The following is an 18,566-nucleotide window of genomic DNA, read 5'->3' on the forward strand; positions in this document are numbered from 1 at the left end:
CGCCTGACGGGCATGGACGGATGAGGCCGACGCGACGGACAGCGGGAGGCAGCGGTGAGGACAGCGGCACTGGGACCGGCGCAGCGCGTCGAGTCACTGGCGGGTATGGCCGAGCGCGAGCTGGACGTGCTGGTCGTGGGTGGTGGGGTGGTCGGTGCGGGCACGGCCCTGGACGCCGTGACCCGCGGTCTGTCCACGGGCCTGGTCGAGGCGCGTGACTGGGCGTCGGGTACCTCCAGTCGGTCCAGCAAGCTGATCCACGGCGGGCTGCGCTATCTGGAGATGCTCGACTTCGCCCTCGTCCGCGAGGCCCTGAAGGAGCGTGGGCTGCTGCTGGAGCGGCTCGCCCCCCATCTGGTGAAGCCGGTCCCCTTCCTCTATCCCTTGCAGCACAAGGGGTGGGAGCGGTGGTACGCCGGCTCGGGCGTCGCGCTGTACGACGGGATGTCCATGGCGCGCGGGCACGGGCGCGGGCTCCCGATCCACCGTCACCTGACCCGTCACCACGCCCTGCGCGTCGCGCCCTGCTTGAAGAAGGACGCGCTCGTCGGGGCCCTGCAGTACTACGACGCCCAGATGGACGACGCGCGGTACGTGGCCACCATGGTGCGCACGGCCGCGTCGTACGGGGCGAAGGTCGCCAACCGCGCGCGGGTGACCGGGTTCCTGCGGGAGGGCGAGCGGGTCGTCGGGGCCAGGGTGCAGGACGTCGAGGGCGGCGGGGAGTACGAGATCCGCGCCCGGCAGGTCGTCAACGCGACCGGGGTGTGGACCGACGACACCCAGGCGATGGTGGGCGAGCGCGGGCAGTTCCACGTCCGGGCCTCCAAGGGCATCCATCTGGTCGTACCGAAGGACCGGATCCACTCCACGACCGGGCTGATCCTGCGGACCGAGAAGTCCGTGCTGTTCGTCATCCCCTGGGGGCGGCACTGGATCGTGGGCACCACGGACACCGACTGGGACCTCGACAAGGCCCATCCGGCGGCGTCCAGCGCGGACATCGACTATCTGCTGGAGCATGTGAACTCGGTTTTGGCGGTCCCGCTGACGCGGGACGACGTGCAGGGGGTGTACGCCGGGCTGCGGCCGCTGCTCGCGGGGGAGTCCGACGCCACCAGCAAGCTCTCGCGGGAGCACATCGTGGCGCATCCGGTGCCGGGGCTGGTGGTCGTGGCCGGGGGCAAGTACACGACGTACCGGGTGATGGCCAAGGACGCGGTGGACGCCGCCGTGCACGGGCTCGACCAGCGGGTCGCGGAGTGCGTCACCGAGGACGTGCCGCTGCTGGGGGCCGAGGGGTACCGGGCCCTGTGGAACGCGCGGGCGCGGATCGCGGCGGACACCGGGCTGCATGTGGTGCGGGTGGAGCATCTGCTGAACCGGTACGGGTCGGCGACCGAGGAGGTGCTCGAACTGATCGCCGCCGATCCGTCGTTGGGGGAGCCGTTGCACGCGGCCGACGACTATCTGCGGGCCGAGGTGGTCTACGCGGCTTCGCACGAGGGGGCGCGGCATCTGGACGACGTGCTGACACGGCGGACGCGGATCTCGATCGAGACGTTCGACCGGGGGACGCGAAGCGCCCGGGAGGCGGCGGAGTTGATGGCTCCCGTGCTCGGCTGGGACAAGGACCAGATCGAGCGGGAGGTGCAGCACTACGAGAAGAGGGTGGAGGCGGAGCGGGAGTCGCAGCGGCAGCCGGACGACCTGACGGCGGACGCGGCACGGCTGGGGGCGCCGGACATAGTGCCGCTGTAGTCGGCTCGCCCCGCAGTCGTTCGGGCTCGCCTCCGCAGTCGTTCGGGCTCGCCCCGCAGACGTTCGGGCTCGCCCCCGTAGACCCTTCGGGCTCGTCCTCGAACGCCGGGCGGGCTCGGAGGGGTGGGCCGGGGGCCCCGGGAATCGGGGCCCCGTTGTGAAGTGTGGGTGGGCGCGGTGAGGGGCCTGGAGGCGGGGTGGCCGGTTGAGGGGGGCCCTGGGCGTGGGGCGGTTGGCGGGTGGGTGACAATGGAGGCTCTGTCAGGGCGGGTTGTATGAGGGGACGCATGTCGGAGGCGGAGCGGGCTGGGGAATCCCGTCAGGACAAGGACGCACGTCTCCTCGCCGGGCGGTACCGGCTGGGAGGGGTGCTCGGTCGCGGCGGCATGGGCACGGTGTGGCGTGCCATGGACGAGACGTTGGGCCGTACGGTCGCCGTCAAGGAGCTGAGGTTCCCGTCGAGCATCGACGAGGACGAGAAACGGCGGCTCATCACGCGCACGCTGCGCGAGGCCAAGGCGATCGCGCGGATCCGCAACAACGCCGCGGTCACGGTGTTCGACGTCGTCCACGAGGACGACCGGCCGTGGATCGTGATGGAGCTCGTCGAGGGCAAGTCGCTCGCCGAGGTCATCCGGGAGGACGGCGTCCTCGAACCGAGGCGGGCCGCCGAGGTGGGGCTCGCCATCCTCGACGTGCTGCGCGCCGCGCACCGCGAGGGCATCCTGCACCGGGACGTGAAACCGTCGAACGTCCTCATCGACAAGCACGACGGCCGGGTCGTCCTCACCGACTTCGGTATCGCACAGGTCGAGGGCGACCCCTCCATCACCTCGACCGGCATGCTCGTCGGCGCCCCCTCCTACATCTCGCCGGAGCGGGCGCGCGGCCACAAGCCCGGGCCCGCCGCCGACCTCTGGTCGCTCGGCGGTCTGCTCTACGCGGCCGTCGAGGGGGTGCCGCCCTATGACAAGGGTTCGGCCATAGCGACGCTGACCGCGGTGATGACCGAGCCGGTGCCGCAGCCCAAGCGCGCCGGGGCGCTGAAGGACGTCATCTTCGGCCTGCTCACCAAGGACCCCGAGCGACGCCTCGACGACGCCGGCGCGCGGGCCATGCTCAACCGCGTGATCCACGCGCCCGATCCGAAGGACGTCGAGTCGGCGGACGCCACGCGGGTCGTGCCGTTGCCGCCGGTGCCGGAGGAGCGCGCGAAGAAGGGCGGTTCCGGGGGCAGGGACGGCGGCGGCGAGCGGACTCGCGCGCCCCGGTGGTCCATGCGGAAGGGCTCGGCCGCCGCTGCGGCCGGGACGGCGGCCGTCGGTGCCGGTGCCGGTGCCGGGAGCGGCGCCGGCGGTGGCAGTGGTGCCGGCGGTAGCAGTGGTGCGGAGGCCGCGCGCGGTGCTTCCGGTGGGGCTTCGGGGGGTGTCTCCGGTGGGGTTTCCGGGGGGTCCCGCGGAGGTTCCGGTGGCTCAGGCGGGGTCTCTGGTGGGGCCGGTGCGAAGTCCTCGGGCTCCAGCCCTGCGGCTGTGACGACGCGGTCCGCCTCCGTCGGGGTCTCGTCCCGTGCCGAGGGCGCGAAGACCGGCGGCGCGGTGCAGCCGGCGGGCAAGCCGGCCGCGTCCGGGGTGCCCGGACCGCGGGCCGGCGGTGCCGGCCAGGGCGCGGGCGCGGGGAACTCCGTGTCGGCGGGGCGGACTTCGGGGTGGCCCGAGATGCCGCCGCCGGATCTGCCGCCGCGGCCGGTGCCCAGGGCGCCGATCACGGACGTGGTGTCGCGTCGGACCCTGGCGGTCATCGCGGTGGCCGTGGCCCTGGCCGTCCTCGGCACGGTGCTGGCGCTCACCCTCGGTGGTGACGACGGCAGTTCGACGGGCAGTAAGGGGGCCGACACCAAGGCCGCGTCCAGCGGGGCGGCGTCGGGGAGCGACGCCGACAGCGAGGACGCGGACAAGGGCACGGCCGACGACGCCGACAAGGCCGCGGGGTCCGACCCCAGCCCGGACGGGGAGACCACGGAGGAAGCCGGTGGTTCGGGCGGGTCCGGGGGCAGTTCGCCGAGTCCCTCGGGCGGGTCCGACGGCTCGGTGGGCGAGGACGGTTCCGGATCCGGCTCGGGGGACATCGCGACCGAGACGTACAAGAGCGCTCAGGGGTTCTCGATCGGGCTGCCCGACGGGTGGAAGTACCAGTCCACGGACGCCGCGGGAGCCCGGTTCTCCGGGCCCGACGGCCAGCGGCTGCTCGTCGGGTGGACGTCCACGCCGAAGAGCGACCCGGTCGCGGACTGGAAGAACCAGGAACAGTTCATGACGCGTTCGCAGTACAAGCGGATCCGAATAGAGGCGGTGAACTACCGGGGCTGGAACGCGGCCGACTGGGAGTTCACCTATGTGGAGAGCGGCACGAAGAACCGGTCGATCGACCGGGGGTTCGTCGTCGACTCGCGGCAGGGGTACGCGCTGATGTACACCGCCAAGGCCGCGAAGTGGAGCGGTGAGCTGCGCAAGGACACCTGGCGGACCTTCACGAAGACGTTCAAGCCGAAGGCATGAGGTGTCGGGCGCCCCGCTCGCGGTTTCGTCCGTGACGGTGAGTGCGGGGGCGCGTGCGGGTGGATGGTGTGCGCCGGGGCGTTGAGGGCCGTGGCTGTGTGCGGGCCCGTGCTTCGGTTCGGGGTGCCGTGCGGGGGCGTGCGGGTGCGCGGGCCGGGGCGAGGCGCCTCCATATGAGCTCGGCTTCGGCAGTTGTGCCCGCCCGGTGAGTTCGGGGGCGGGCCTTCCGGGGAAGATCGGATGCGTTCGAGCGCATTCGAGACGAACGAGATATCGCATCGAGTCAATGTGAGTTGCCTCCGGCACGTATCGTGAAGGGCTGCGGACCGTACGCAATCCAGAACGGAACGGGTCGCTGGGCGAGCGGAATTGACCAACCTGGCGGCCGGGGGAGGGCATCGTGGACGAATACGCGGGGCGAGTACTCGCCGACCGCTATCGCCTGCCGCTGCCGCCCTCCGACGAGTACGAACTCGCCGCCGAGATACGGGCCTTCGACACCTACAGCGGACAGGAAGTCCTGGTACGGCAGGTGCCGTTGCCCGAGGTGGTCGAGGCGGAGGTGCTCGACTCGGACGGTCTGCCCGAGGGGTACGTCGCGCGGGACACCGGGGCACGCCGGGGAACGGCTCGGGCCACGCGCGGGTCCACCGACCCCGCCGTACGGCGGGCCATCGAGGCCGCGCAGGCCGCCGCTCAGATCCCCGACCACCCCCGGCTCGACCAGGTCTTCGACGTGTTCGCCGAGGGCGGCTCGCTCTGGATAGTGAGCGAACTGGTGTCCGCCCGGACGCTGGAGGCGCTGCTCGCCGAGCAGCCGCTGACGCCGTACCGCGCGGCGGAGGTCGCCTCCGACGTGCTCACCGCGCTGCGGGCACTGCACGCGCACGGCTGGGTGCACCGGAACATCACCGCCCGCACGGTACTGGTCTGCGACGACGGCCGGGTGATGCTGACCGGGCTTGCGGCCGGGGCGGCGGAAGAGGCGCTGTGCGGGTACGACCCCGTGCCCGCGCGGGAGTTCGAGGACCGGCCGCCCGCGGCACCCGGCGGTGGCGCGGGAGCGCCGGCCGAGGGGTCCGGCGCGGGGTCCGGTCCGGGGCAGGGGGCGCGGCACGCTCCGGTGCCGCCCGGCGGGGTGCGGGACGCTCGGCGTGACCCGGTCCCGCCCGGCGGCGTTCCCGGTGCTCGCGGCGGTGCGCTGCCCGGCGGCGGCGGTACGTTCGGTGGCGCGGTCGAGGATCCCGAGGCTGCCCGGCGCGCCGCGATAGAGGCTCGGGCCGGGAGCGCGGGGCCGGGGGCGGATCCCTCCGGCGGACAGCGCGCGCTGGAGGCCGGCGGGGACGCGCGGGCGGCGCGGGCGGGTGCCATCGCGGCATACCGGGCGGGCGCGCGGGCCGCGGCCCGTGTGCAGGACGACCATCTCGGCGGGCCGGGCACGGGATTGCCCGCGCAGCGGCCGGCGCCGCAGGACGGGACGCCGGGGGCGGGGCGCGACGGCGGCGCGACGTCGGGTGGCGCGACCCGCCCGGTGCCGCTCCACCAGATCGCCGACCCCTACGGCGTCCTCGCGAACGGCGGCGCCACGAGCGCCTGGCACGGCGCCCTGCCGCGCGGCGGAACGGCTTCGCCCGGCACGGGTGACGACGGTTCGACCGGCGGTGGTACGACCGGCGGTGGTACGACCGGCGGCGGTGCGGCCGGCGGCACGTATGCCGACGCTGTGCCCGGCGGTGTCCCGGTGTCCTCGAGGGTGACGGACGCCGTTTCCTGGGACGGTGCCGGTGGCGGGACCGCTCCTCGGCGGGGGCCCGCGACCGCGCTCGCGGCCGAGCGTGCACGGCAGGCCCGGATGGCCCTGGTGGGGCCGGTCACCGAGCGATGGGCGCCGGAGCAGGCCGGACCGGTGCATGAGAACTGGCAGTTGGCCGCGCCGATCGGACCGGCCACGGATCTGTGGGCGCTCGGCGCGCTGCTGTTCCGGGCCGTGCAGGGACACGCGCCGTACCCGGAGGAGAACACCGCCGAGCTGGTGCAGATGGTGTGCGCCGAGCCGCCCGCGTTCGCCGAGGAGTGCGGACCGCTGCGGCCGGTCGTGGAGTCGCTGCTGCGCCAGGACCCCACCGAGCGACTGGACTTCGAGGAACTGCGCGGCTGGCTGCGCTCCCTGGTGCGGTCGGCGCCCGAACCGGAGGCCGGTACGCACGTCGTGCCCGCGCCGCCCGTCGACGCGAGCCGGCTGCCGATCGTACGGCGGCGGGGCGAACTCGTCCGCAGACGACGGGCCGGGCTGCCCGCGACCAGCGCGCACGCCCGCCACAAGCGCACGCGGCAGGAGAGGTCGCCCCAGCCCCGCAAGCTGGGCCGCACTCTGCTCCTGCTGATACTGCTCGCGCTGGCCGCCGCCATCACGTACGCCATGGTGTTCATGCCGAAGGCGACGCCGAGCAGTGGGGGCGCCGACATCGGCAGCCGCACGGACAGTGTGGGGCAGCCGAGTTCGGCGCCCGAGGCGAGCGGCGACACCCGGCCCGGTCAGAACTCCAGCTCGCCCGACGGGGGCGAGGAGGGCCAGAGCGGCACGAGCCCCTCGCCGTCGGAGTCGTCCGGATCCACCCAGACACAGACCGGCGATCCCGAGGTCGCCCAGGGGTTCACCCTGCGCAAGGACTCCGAGGGCTTCCAGGTCGCCGTCGCCACCGGCTGGGACCGCGGCGGCAGGAACGGGCGCGGTCAGATCGTCTACTCCCAGGGCGGCTTCGAGCTGATTGTCGTCCCCGGGCGGGACACCACGGCGACGTACGGCAGCGATCCGCTGAAGTACCAGCGGGAGGACGAGCGCGAGTTGCAGCCCTTCCGTGACTCGACCTGGGCCACCTCCACCGGTATGCGGCTGGTCGAGGTGGGCGGGGTGACCTCGGCCGAGGGGCAGTTCACCTGGCAGGACTCCGAGGGGCGCGGCGTCTACGTACGCAACCTCGCGATCCTGCTCGACGGGCGATACCACGTGGTGCAGGTGCGCGGGCCGGAGGCGGAGCGGGACGAGGTCACCCGGCTGTACGAGCAGGCGGCGGCCACGTACAAGTCGACCGGCTGAGCCGTCGTCCGGTCGGCGGCGGAAGGTTGCGCTCCGTTCGCAGAAGCGAGAACCGTCACAGTGCGGTCTCTGTGCGGCCAGCCCGGTTCCCCGGGCTGTGGGCCGCTCCCTACTCTGACCCTGTCAAGAACATTGCGGGGCAACGTGAATCAGATGCAGGGCCAGCTCCTCGCGGAGCGCTACCGGCTCGTCGACACGATCGGCAGCGGTGGCATGGGACGGGTCTGGCGTGCGCACGATGAGGTGCTGCACCGGGCGGTCGCGGTCAAGGAGTTGACCGCCGCGCTCTACGTCTCGGAGAGCGAGCAGGCCATCCTGCTGCGGCGGACCCGGGCCGAGGCCCGTGCGGCCGCGCGGATCAACCACTCGGCCGTCGTCACCGTGCACGACGTGCTGGAGCACGACAACCGGCCGTGGATCGTCATGGAGTTGGTCGAGGGTGTCTCGCTGGCCGACGCCGTGCGGGACCGGGGGCGGCTGGAGGCGCGCGAGGCGGCGCGCATCGGGGTGTGGGTGCTGCGCGCGCTGCGGGCCGCCCACCGGGCCGGTGTGTTGCACCGCGACGTGAAGCCGGGGAACGTCCTGCTCGCCGAGGACGGCCGGGTCATGCTGACCGACTTCGGTATCGCGCAGGTCGAGGGCGACACCACCATCACCCGGACCGGCGAGATCGTCGGTTCCGTCGACTACATCGCCCCCGAGCGGGTGCGCGGGAACGAGCCAGGTCCCGCCTCCGACCTGTGGTCCCTGGGCGCCACGCTCTACACGGCGGTGGAGGGCAAGTCGCCGTTCCGGCGCACCACTCCGCTCACCACCATGCAGGCCGTGGTGAGCGAGGAGGTCGCGGAACCGGCGGAGGCCGGGGCGTTGGGTCCGGTCATCAGCGCGCTGCTGTGCAAGGACCCGGCCGTACGGCCCGGTCCCGACGAGGCGGAGCAGTTGCTCGCCGAGGCGGCGGAGGGGCGGCGGCCCCGGGAGGCGCAGGCCTATCTGGCGACTCGGGAGCAGACGGGGGCGGACCGTACGGCCGCGGTCGAGCCTTCGGGCGGGACGGATGGTACGGGCGGTGCCGGCGCGCATGGTGTGCAGGGCATGCAGGGCGCGCTTGGTGTGCCGGGCGTGCACGGTGGCGAGGGAGTTCGGCCGGCTCAGGCTGGAAGCGCGGGCGTCGGTGGGACGGGGGTGCGTGGTTACGGCGCGGAGGGCGCCTCGGGTGCGCTTGGTGCTCCGGGTGCTCCGGGTGCTTCGGTCGCTGGTGCGTCTGGTGCGTCTGGTGCGTCTGGTGCGTCTGGTGCGTCTGGTGCGCCGGTCGCTCCTGGTGCGTACGGCACCGGTGCGCACGGGGCCGAGTACTCCACCGGTGCCGTTGTCGGCTGGGGTGGCGGGTCCGGTGGTTTCGGTGGTCCCGGGATGCCGGGAGCGCCGGGGCCCGGGGGCCATCAGCCAGGCTCCGCCGTGCCCGCCGCCGCGACCCCCAAGCGGCGTCGCCGGGGCCGTACGGTCGCCCTCGTGCTGGTGCTGGCCGCGCTGGTCGGAGGTGGTGGCGCCGTCGCGATGCACTACGCGGACGGCTGGTCCGCCGGCAGCTCCAGCACGGACGGATCGGGCGGGGACCAGTCGGCCGACGGGGTGCCCGAGGGGTGGGAGCGGGTCGAGGACCCGCAGGGTTTCAGCCTCGCGCTGCCCGAGGGGTGGACGCGGCGGGTGGAGGGCTCGCAGATCGACTACACGCCCGACGGCGGCGAGCACTTCCTCCGGATCGCCGTGGACGACTCGCCGGACTTCGACAGCCCGTACCACCACCAGCTCGACCTGGAGGAGCAGGTGCGGACGCGGTCCCGGTACCAGCGGGTGAGCCTGGAGGAGAACATCTTCCGCGACCGGCCGGGCGCGCTGTGGGACTTCACCTGGACCGCGCTGGAGAAGGACACGGAGTTCCCCGGGCCGCGCCGGGCGATCGAGCAGATGTACCTCTCGCGGGACGGCGTCGAGTACACGATCTACATGTCCGCGCCGGCGGCGGACTGGAAGACGGCCGAGGAGCAGTTCTACGCGGTGCTGCGCAGCTGGCGGCCGGCGGAGCGGTGAGCCCCGGCACGGGCCTCCCGACTCCGGGGCGCCGCGCGGCGCTCGCAAGGCGCCTGCAAGGCGCTCGTGAGACGTGTGTGCGGCGCTTGTCGGCCAGCCCGTCGCGCGGCACCGGAGGGTTCGGGTCCGGTGCGGCATGATGGGGCGCATGGGGACCGAGGGGGAGAGCGTCCGTGTCATAGCCGGGCGTTACCGGCTGGAGGCCAGGATCGGCCGCGGCGGTATGGGGATCGTGTGGCGCGCCACCGACCAGCTCCTCGGCCGGCAGGTGGCGGTCAAGGAACTCGCCCTGGACGACTCGCTCCCCGAGCAGCGCTCCCGGGAGCGGCGCGAGCGCACCCTGCGGGAGGCGCGGGCGGTCGCCGGGCTCGGCCACCCGCACATCATCGTCGTGCACGACGTCGTCGAGCAGGACGAACGCCCGTACATCGTCATGGAGTTGATCGACGGCGGCTCGCTCGCGGAGCGGATCGAGGAGCATGGGCCCGTCGACGCGCGGGAGGCCGCGCGGATCGGGATCGCTCTGCTGGGCGCGCTGCGGCGTGCGCACGACGCCGGTGTCCTGCACCGCGACCTCAAGCCCGCCAACGTCCTGCTGGAGAACGGCACCGACCGGGTCGTCCTCACCGACTTCGGGATCGCCCAGGTCGCCGGCGCGACCACGCTCACCGAGAGCGGGTCCTTCGTGGGCTCGCCCGAGTACACCGCCCCGGAGCGGATGTCCGGGCTCCGCACGGGGCCGGAGTCCGACCTGTGGTCGCTGGGCGCGCTGCTGTGCGCCGTGCTCAGCGGTGAATCGCCGTTCCGACGCGACTCGTTGGGCGGGATCCTGCACGCGGTGGTCGTCGACGAGATCCGGCCGCCCGCGCAGGCCGCGCCGCTGCTGCCCGTCGTACGGGGGCTGCTGGAGCGTGATCCGGACCGGCGGCTCGAGGCGGTGGAGGCCGAGCGGCTGCTGCGGGCGTTCCGGGATACCGGCCGCACGCCGCGGACGACGAGGAACCCGCGGACCTCGCCCGGTTACACCCCGACCCGCCGGGACGTGCCGCGCCCCGGCCGGGACGCGTGGCGGGCGGCCGCCGCCGGGGCCGGTGGTGCGGCCGGGGCTTCCGCTGCCGCCGCCCAGGACGCGCCGGCGGCCGGGGGCGGACAGTCGCCGTCGGACGCGGGCGGGGCCGGAGCGGCGGCACCGCGGGAGGAGTCCGGCGAGCGGCGTCCCCCGCACTCCACCCGAAGCGTGCTGGTCGCGGCCGCGCTGGTGGCGGCGATGGCCGGGGCGGGTGTCTCGGCGGCGGCGCTGCTGATGCGGGAGGGCGGCGGCGGGGCCGGCACCCCGGGCAGTACGGCATCGCGGACGCCGGGCGGGTCGAGCACGGCGGGCGAGTCGGGGCCGTCGGGGCAGTCGGGATCGCCGGGCGAGTCGGGACGGTCCGGCACGCCGAGCACCCCGGGCGCGCCGGGCGCGTCGAGCGGCGCGGGCGGGTCCGGAGAGTCCGGCGGTACGTCCGGTGCGTCCGGCACATCCGGTACGTCGGGGGGTGCCACCCCCACCGTGACGCGCTCGCGGGCGGCCACCGCGCCGACCGTGCCCTCGGGATACCGGCTGGCCGCGGACGAGCGGGGGTTCAGCCTCGCGGTGCCGGACGACTTCACCCGGGATCCGCAGGGGGAGCGGGTCTTCTACATGTCGCCGGGGCAGGTGATCCGGATCGGCGTCAAGCTCGACGACCCGGAGGAGGGCGGCCCGGTGGGGGTGATGCGGCGCGCCCATGCGAAGGGGCCCTCCACGAACCCCGGTTACCGCGACGGCCGGGTCACCGAGACCACGCACGACGGGCGGCCGGCCGCGCTCTGGGAGTTCACCTGGGACGGTTTCAGCGCGGCCGAGGGGCCCCGGCACACGTACGACCTGTGCTGGGAGCGGGACGGGCGGCTGTACGACGTGTGGGTGTCGGCCCCGGTCGGGAGGGTGAGCGAGGCGAAGGAGTACTTCGACGTGGCGGTCGGCACCTTCGTTCGTGACTAAAGCGGAGATAAGTGGTGTTCCGCGTCACGGGTCTGTGACCGGAAAGCGACGGGGGTGGATGCCGAAGCGCTTGCCGCGATACAGATGAGCGTATGAGCAGCAACGGGGGCGCCCCTTACGGCACAGGGCCTGGGCCCGGTTACGGAGCCGACGAGCCGACGAGTTTTGGACTGCAACCGCCGCAGCCGAGTGCGCCGTACCCGGGGAACCCGTACGCGCAGCCGGTCGCGGACCAGCCGCCCGCGCCCGCGCCGGCCCCGGCCCCGCAGTCCCAACCGCAGTCGCAGCCCCAACCTCAACCCCAGCCGCAGCCGCAGTCCGTGCCGGCGGCGGGGCCCGCCCCGCTCCCGCAGACGGCACCGCACGCGCAGACGACGCCGCCCGCGCAGTCCTCGCAGGATCCCGGCACCGGGCGGTTGATCGCCGGTCGTTACCGGTTGCTCGCCAAGCTCGGGCACGGCGGGATGGGCACGGTGTGGCGCGCGCAGGACGAGACGGTGGACCGGGAGGTCGCCGTCAAGGAGCCCCGCGTCCCCGACCACCTTCCCGAGCGTGAACGGGCCAACGCCTACGAGCGGATGCGCCGCGAGGCCCGTGCGGCGGCCCGGCTCGATCACCCGTCGGTCGTGAACGTGCACGATGTGGCGGTCGTGGACGGCCGGCCGTGGATCGTCATGGAGTTGGTGCGCGGGCGTTCGCTGGGCGACGCGCTCCAGGAGGGCACCCTCGGCGCCCGCGAGGCGGCGAGAATCGGCCTCGACGTGCTCGGCGCGCTGGAGGCCGCGCACGCGGCGGGCATCCTGCACCGGGACGTCAAGCCGGACAACGTCCTCCTCGGCCGCCACGACCGGGTCGTCCTCACCGACTTCGGCATAGCCCAGATCGAGGGCGAGACGAATCTGACGGACACCGGCGGCTTCGTCGGCTCGCCCGAGTACATCGCCCCCGAGCGGGTGCTCGGCCAGCGCCCAGGACCCGCGTCGGACCTCTGGTCGCTCGGTGTCGTCCTCTACGCCGCGACCGAGGGCGTGTCGCCCTTCCGGCGCAGCAACACGCCCGCGACCCTCCAGTCCGTGCTCAACGCCACGCCCGCGCCGCCCGCTTCGGCCACCGGCCCGCTCGCCGAGGCCATCAACGGCCTGCTGCAGAAGGACCCGGCACGCCGTCCGAGTGCCGCCCGGGTCCGTGAACTGCTGGAGACGACCGCGAACCCGCCCGCGCCCGTCCAGGTGGTCCGGACGATCGCCGGGCCCCGCCCGGAGGACACCAAGGGCATCAGGATCGGCGCCAGGACCCTCGCCGGCGTCGGCGCGGCGGTCTTCGCGGCGGCGGTCGCCGGGCTCGGCGTGCTGGGCGTGGCGGCGGCGGTGACGGCCTACGTGGTGATCGCCGACCCCTTCGCGGGGCCGCTGCCGGACGGCTGGAAACAGCGGGACCTCGGTACGAAGGTCGCCGCGAGCGTGGGCGTGCCCGGGGACTTCGTGAAGGACAAGTTCGAAGCGGACGAGACCGACGGCACGTTCGCGCAGTACAGCGACCCGAGCGGGCTGATCCGGATCAACGTCGACCGGGACATCGAGAGGGACGACAAGGAGAACGAGATCCCGGGGGTCGCGCTGGACCGGGCGTACGCCGACTGGGAGTTGGTCAAGGACGGGGAGTACTCGCTGGACGTCGCCGACACCCCCGCGCCGAAGGGGCGGCCGAAGGAGGCGAAGTTCCAGGACCACGAGGCCGCCCAGAACACGATCAGGTACACGACCACCGACAGCCAGGCCCCGCGCCTGCGTGAGGCGCGGGTCCTGTACTACCGGGCGGGCAACGGTGACATGTACCGGCTCTGGATCGACTATCCGGGCAAGGGGCACTTCACCGAGCAGGGCCGCGAGATCGCCCGCACGGTCATCGCGAACCTGAAGATCGACAAGATGTAGACGCCGCCCGGGAGCGCGCGTTTCATGAGAGCGCCACCGCCAGGTCGTTGGTGACGGTGAAGAAGAAGCGGGCCTGTGGCGAGGCGCCGCCCGGGGTGGCCATGGTGACCGCCGGGTACTTGTCGGTGTCCTTGCGGTCCACGATGTCGTCGAACAACCGGCCGAGCCGGAGGGGTTCGGCGTCGGGCGCGGGGCGCAGGAACAGGTCCCAGATCACCTTGTCCGGGCCGACCGGGTCCGGCAGGGACGTCAGGCGCGCGCGGAACGCGGGTAGCCCGGTCGCGCCTCGCTCCACGGCGCGTGTCGCCGGTGCCTCGAAGTCCGGCACCTCCTCGCCCCGGGCGACCCCCACCAGAGTCGCGCCCTCGCCGAGCACGGCGCCGTGCAGGACGCCCTCGACGGCGATCGAGCCGTCGCCGACGGGCAGCGCGGTGACCTCGGCGTGCGCGGTGCGGTGGAAGGTACGCAGCGCCAGGTAGCCGTCCTTGGTGGGGTACGGGATCCACCACGCGACCGGCGACCGGTCCGGGGGCTCGGCGGTCAACAGGCCCCGCTGCTCGACCGGTCCGGCCCGCAGCCGGCGGCGTGCCCCGTCCTCGCCCCGCTCGACATGCAGGTCCCAACGGCCCTCCGCGAGACTCGTCGCGTCGCGGTCCAGCGTGGCGGTCCAGGGGCTCCTGGCGTCGCCCGGCGTGTCCTGCCGCAGGGGGACGCGGACCTCGTCGCCGGCGTGACGGCGGCGCAGCACGAGCGTCAGGTCCGCCCCCGACACGCCGGACGCCGCGACGGAGACCCGCACCTCGCCGCGCCCGCCGACGCGGCAGCCGGCCTTCGGACGTAAGGGCTTCGGCGCGGCGCTCGCGGCGGAGGGTCTCGCCGCCCAGGGCCCGGCGGCCTCGGTCTCGGCGGGCCTGGCCTCGGTCTCGGCGGGCCTGGACGCGGGCTCGGACGCCCTGCCCTCGGCGGCCCCGGACCTCGGCTCCGGCGCCCCCGGCTTCCCGTCCTTCGTGGACGGGGTCCGGCCCAGTACCCGGCGTAAGCGTCGTCCCAGCTTCACCGTCGCCGGGGTGCGGGCCTCCTGGAGGTCGGCGATCAGGCGTTCGTACTCCGCGGCGATCACGCGGGGCGCGTACCGCTGGACGGTCGTGCGCCCGGCGGTGCCGACGCGCCGGCGCAGTTCCGGGTCGTCGATGAGCCGGAGCAGGCTCGTGGCCAGGGCGTTCGGGTCGTTCGGTGTGACGAGGAGGCCGTCGGTGCCGTCGGTGACGATCTCACCGGGGCCGTGCGGGCAGTCGGTGGCGACCACGGGGACGCCGGCGTGCATGGCCTCCAGGATGGTCATGCCGAAGGACTCCCACTCGGAGCTGACCGCGGCGACGGAGGCCTTGGCCCACTCGGTCTCCAGGGTGGCGCTGGGGCCCATGAGGAACACGTGGTCGTTCAGGCCGAGCGTGTCGATGGCGGCGCGCAGGTTCGCGCGCTCGGGGCCCTTGCCGTAGATCCGCAGCCGCCACTCGGGGCGTTCGGCGACGACCTTGGCGAAGGCCTCGACGAGCAGGTCGTACCGCTTGACCGGGAACAGACGTCCGGCGGCGACCACCAACGGGGCGCGCAGGTCGGAGGGTTCGGCCTTCGGACGGGGCGCGGCATTTCCGATGTCCGTGATGCGGGTGCGCAGCCCGGGCAGGTGCCGGCGGTGGTCGGCGGCGTCCCGCGCGGAGACGGTGACGAAGGCGTCCAGCCGCCCGATCGCCGCGTTCTGCGCCTCGCGCACGCCGGGCACGTGGTTGTCGTACGAGAGATGCTCCTGCCCGATGAGCAGCGGGCCCCGGCGGGTCGTGCCGGACGCGCGCGACGCGCCGGGCGGGCGGCGCGAGCCGACGGAGCCGTGCCCGGCCAGGGCGACCACGAGCGCCGGGCGGGTCGCGACGACCACGTCGGCGTCGGTGGTGTCGAGGAAGGCGCGCAGCCGTTCGTCGGTCAGCGCGGTGTAGCGGTGGGCCAGCACCTCCGTGGGCGGGACCACGGTGGACGGCCGCGACATCAGCTCGTGGCCGCCGTCGTAGGAGGCGGCGTCGGGGCGTTCGTCGACGAGCGGGACCAGACGGACCTTGCCGCTCATGCCGAGCAGAGGGCGTTCCTCGGTGCGTAACACCGAGACCACCTCGACGTCATGACGGGTCGCCAGGGCTCCGGCGAGGTTCAGTGTCGAGCGGACGGTGCCGCCGATGGCGTACGCGTTGTGGAGCAGAAAGGTGATTTTCACGGCGCTCAGTGCGTCCTCTCGGCGATCCAGCCCATGACCCGGTCGGCCACTCCCGGTTCCTTCAACAGTGCTCCGCCGTGCGCGGAACCGGCCACCGTCTCCACCGTGACCCCATTGGGGGGCATGTTGTGGTCGTTCTCCTCGGCGGCCTCGAGGTCGAGCGAGTGCCGGACGGGGACGAAGTCGTCCTCGGAGTGGAGCAGGAACATCGGGGCGTCGTCACCGCCGGAGGCGCGGTGCCTGACGACCATGTCCCGCCAGGTGTCCCGGCAACCCGGGTGCGCGGAGGCCGAGTCGTCCACCGGCTCGGGGTGACAGCGCGCCAGGAGGGTGGCGTTGTCCCGCAGTCGGCGCTGCCTGGCGCTCGCGTCGCCGGCGTTGCCGTCGCGCCAGGCGCGGTACGGGTCGTTCACGGGGGAGAGGGCCACCACGCCGTCGACGCGGGAGCCGCCGGAGCCGTAGGTGGCGACGGCGGTGGCGATCTGTCCGCCGGAGGAGGAGCCCAGCAGGACCAGCCGGTCGGCGTCGACGTCGAAGTCGGCGGCGTGGGCGCGGATCCAGTCGAGCGCGGACAGCGCGTCGGTCCGCTGGGCCGGCCAGGGAGCGTCGAAATTCAGCCGGTGGTCGACGGTGAAGACGGCGTACCCGGCGTCCGCGAAGGTGCGCGACCAGGTGGCCCAGCCGGTGTCCTCGTACCAGTGGCCACCGTGCAGGATCACCAGGCCCGGTTGCTTCCCGCCCCACTCCTCACCAGCGGCGTTCCAGTAGGCGTCGAGGGTCTGGCGGGGGTGCGGACCGTAGGCGTGGGAGCTCTCGTCGCGGCCGGCCGCGGCGCTGTCACGGGCGTCGTGGACGACCAGTCCAGCAACGACAGCAACGCAAAGAATGAGACAACCCCAGAGCCGACGCACGGCTACCCGCCCTTCGAGTGACCTGACGGCAGGCGACGTCGTCCCCGGGCACGGGATCCGACCGAAACATCCACGGCATGGCGGCACCCGCACGGCCTGCTTGCGTGAGCAACCGGACTATAGGCCGCGTGCGCGAACAACCGTCAATCGGGGTAGGTGAGTTGGCCGGACATTTCTGGTCTGAACAACTTGGCGGGGATCGTGGATGACATATGCAAACATCTCCATTCCTGTGGATGGCCCATGGAAGAAGGGGGGTTGACACGCAGATGACGTGGACATTTAGCTTCCCTTTACGTGGCCAGGGGGGTGGATCAGGCCACTCAACGGGGATATAGGGGTGAGTTGTGCGAATACGCACGCGCACAGCGGGGTTGGCCCTGCTGGCTTCCGTCGTCATGTCATCGGGGCTGTTGCCCTCCAGCGTCGCCGGGGTGGCAGCGGCGGCCACCTGCACGGCGGGGACGTCCACCGACTTCAACGGCGACGGCGTCGTCGACACGGTCGTCGCGGACCCGAACGCCGCGGTGGGCGGCGTCAAGGGCGCCGGCCTGGTGCGGGTGATCCTGGGCGGCGGCAAGGGGGTCTTCGAGATCTCGCAGGCCACTCCCGGCATGAACGCGGCGCCCGAGCCCGGTGACGGCTTCGGCACCTCCCGCACGACCTACGACGCCGACGGGGACGGCTGCACCGACCTCGTCGTCGGGGTGCCGTACGAGGACATCACCAAGGACGGGGCGAGGCTCGTCGACGCCGGGGCGATCTACATCGTCCACGGCACGCCCACCGGTATCGGCGAGGGCTCCGTGATCGAGGGCTACAGCCAGTCGGGGCTGGACGCCGACACCACCACCGAGGCGTACGACTGGTTCGGACAGTCCGTCAAGGGCGGCGAGACCGCGAGCGGTGTGCCCTACCTGGTCGTCGGAGTGCCCGGCGAGAACGTCGTCACCGGCGGCACCGACTACGCGGACGCCGGCTGCGTGCACTACATCCAGGGCAGCACCAGGACGACCGTCAACCAGAGCGACCCGGGGGTGCCCGGAACCGTCGAGGCCCACGACCGCTTCGGCTACTCCGTGGCCGGTACCAACCGCTACTTCGGCGTCGGCATCCCGGGCGAGGCCATCGAGGGCGAGACCTTCGCCGGAGGTGTCGCGGTCTTCAACCACACCCTCGCAGGCGGCGTCCCCACCGCCCTGGCCGGATTCGACCAGGACGCCCCTGGGGTGACCGGCACGGCCGAGACCGACGACGGCTTCGGCACCTCGATCGCCATGACCGGCTACCGGCCGAGCGACCAGACGTACAACTCCGACGTCCTGCTCGCCGTCGGCACGCCCGGCGAGGACATCGGCACGGTCGCCGAGGCGGGCGGCGCGGCGGTCTTCCGGATCCAGCCCTCCGGCGCGTACACCGAGACGGCGGCCGTCGACGCCGCGGTGGCGGACGTCGAGGGCGACCCCGTGGCGGGCGACTTCCTGGGCCAGCGCGTGGCCATCTCCAACACCAACACGAATGTGGTGACCACCGCCGACACCGTACGGCTGGCCGTCGGCATCCCCGGCAAGGACGTCGGCGCCGCCACCGACGCGGGAGCCGTCCAGGTCTTCCGGCCGCTGGGCACGATCGGCGCGGCCGACCGGCTGGTCACCCGCGGCTCGGGCCTGCCGGGTAGCGCCACCAGGCGGGACCACCTGGGCATGTCGCTGACCGGTGGCGCGAACAACCTCTACGTCGGGGTGCCCTTCAGCAAGGCCTCCGGCACCACCAAGGGGGTCCTCCACGTCGTGACGTGGGCCGACCTCGACGGCACCACCAGCACGGGTGCCACCACGTACCAGCCGGGATCGGGCGGACTGCCCGACAGCGGCGTCTCGTTCGGCGTGGTCGGGTGACGGACGGCATGGAGACAAGGAAGTACACCG

Annotated in this window: 9 protein-coding genes; 7 read left to right on the forward strand and 2 right to left on the reverse strand. The window is 73.4% G+C overall.

Annotated features, from left to right (window positions below):
* Positions 1–54 precede the first annotated feature (54 nt).
* The 6 genes from HW837_RS21410 (at position 55) to HW837_RS21435 (ending at position 13,461) form a co-directional block, all read left to right on the forward strand.
* Entirely contained in the window at positions 55–1,761 is a 1,707-nt protein-coding gene (locus tag HW837_RS21410; protein WP_078853637.1) for a glycerol-3-phosphate dehydrogenase/oxidase, read from the forward strand.
* A gap of 287 nt (positions 1,762–2,048) precedes the next feature.
* Complete coding sequence (locus HW837_RS21415; RefSeq protein WP_193380555.1) at positions 2,049–4,316, forward strand: serine/threonine-protein kinase; 2,268 nt, start codon at positions 2,049–2,051, stop codon at positions 4,314–4,316.
* Positions 4,317–4,716: 400 nt separating this feature from the next.
* The gene (locus tag HW837_RS21420; protein ID WP_193380556.1) at positions 4,717–7,413 is read left to right on the forward strand and encodes a protein kinase domain-containing protein; all 2,697 of its coding nucleotides are present in this window, start codon (positions 4,717–4,719) and stop codon (positions 7,411–7,413) included.
* Positions 7,414–7,566: 153 nt separating this feature from the next.
* Positions 7,567–9,501: a serine/threonine-protein kinase gene (locus HW837_RS21425; protein WP_193382500.1), complete on the forward strand. Its 1,935-nt coding sequence runs from the start codon at positions 7,567–7,569 to the stop codon at positions 9,499–9,501.
* A gap of 148 nt (positions 9,502–9,649) precedes the next feature.
* Complete coding sequence (locus tag HW837_RS21430; RefSeq protein WP_193380557.1) at positions 9,650–11,527, forward strand: serine/threonine-protein kinase; 1,878 nt, start codon at positions 9,650–9,652, stop codon at positions 11,525–11,527.
* 92 nt (positions 11,528–11,619) lie between these two features.
* Entirely contained in the window at positions 11,620–13,461 is a 1,842-nt protein-coding gene (locus tag HW837_RS21435; protein ID WP_193380558.1) for a serine/threonine-protein kinase, read from the forward strand.
* Between the two features lie 22 nt (positions 13,462–13,483).
* Here HW837_RS21435 and HW837_RS21440 read toward each other — a convergent pair whose 3' ends face one another.
* Positions 13,484–15,727 carry a glycosyltransferase gene (locus HW837_RS21440; RefSeq protein ID WP_193380559.1) on the reverse strand — a complete coding sequence of 748 codons (2,244 nt, stop codon included), beginning with the start codon at positions 15,725–15,727 and terminating at the stop codon, positions 13,484–13,486.
* A gap of 5 nt (positions 15,728–15,732) precedes the next feature.
* Positions 15,733–16,638 (reverse strand): alpha/beta hydrolase, encoded by a 906-nt coding sequence (locus HW837_RS21445; RefSeq protein ID WP_093789445.1) that lies wholly within the window; start codon positions 16,636–16,638, stop codon positions 15,733–15,735.
* Positions 16,639–17,051: 413 nt separating this feature from the next.
* Here HW837_RS21445 and HW837_RS21450 point away from each other — a divergent pair, with 413 nt between their 5' ends.
* Positions 17,052–18,536, forward strand: coding sequence for an FG-GAP repeat domain-containing protein (locus HW837_RS21450; protein WP_234442635.1), 1,485 nt, complete (start codon positions 17,052–17,054; stop codon positions 18,534–18,536).
* Positions 18,537–18,566 lie beyond the last annotated feature (30 nt).

Origin of the sequence: Streptomyces caniscabiei (assembly GCF_014930365.1) — a bacterium.
In the GTDB taxonomy this organism is placed as follows: domain Bacteria; phylum Actinomycetota; class Actinomycetes; order Streptomycetales; family Streptomycetaceae; genus Streptomyces; species Streptomyces caniscabiei.

Coding starts and splice junctions, on each gene's coding strand:
- HW837_RS21430 (WP_193380557.1), top strand. CDS start 9,650: ATGGGGACCGAGGGGGAGAGCGTCCGTGTCATAGCCGGGCGTTACCGG.
- HW837_RS21415 (WP_193380555.1), top strand. CDS start 2,049: ATGTCGGAGGCGGAGCGGGCTGGGGAATCCCGTCAGGACAAGGACGCA.
- HW837_RS21425 (WP_193382500.1), top strand. CDS start 7,567: ATGCAGGGCCAGCTCCTCGCGGAGCGCTACCGGCTCGTCGACACGATC.
- HW837_RS21435 (WP_193380558.1), top strand. CDS start 11,620: ATGAGCAGCAACGGGGGCGCCCCTTACGGCACAGGGCCTGGGCCCGGT.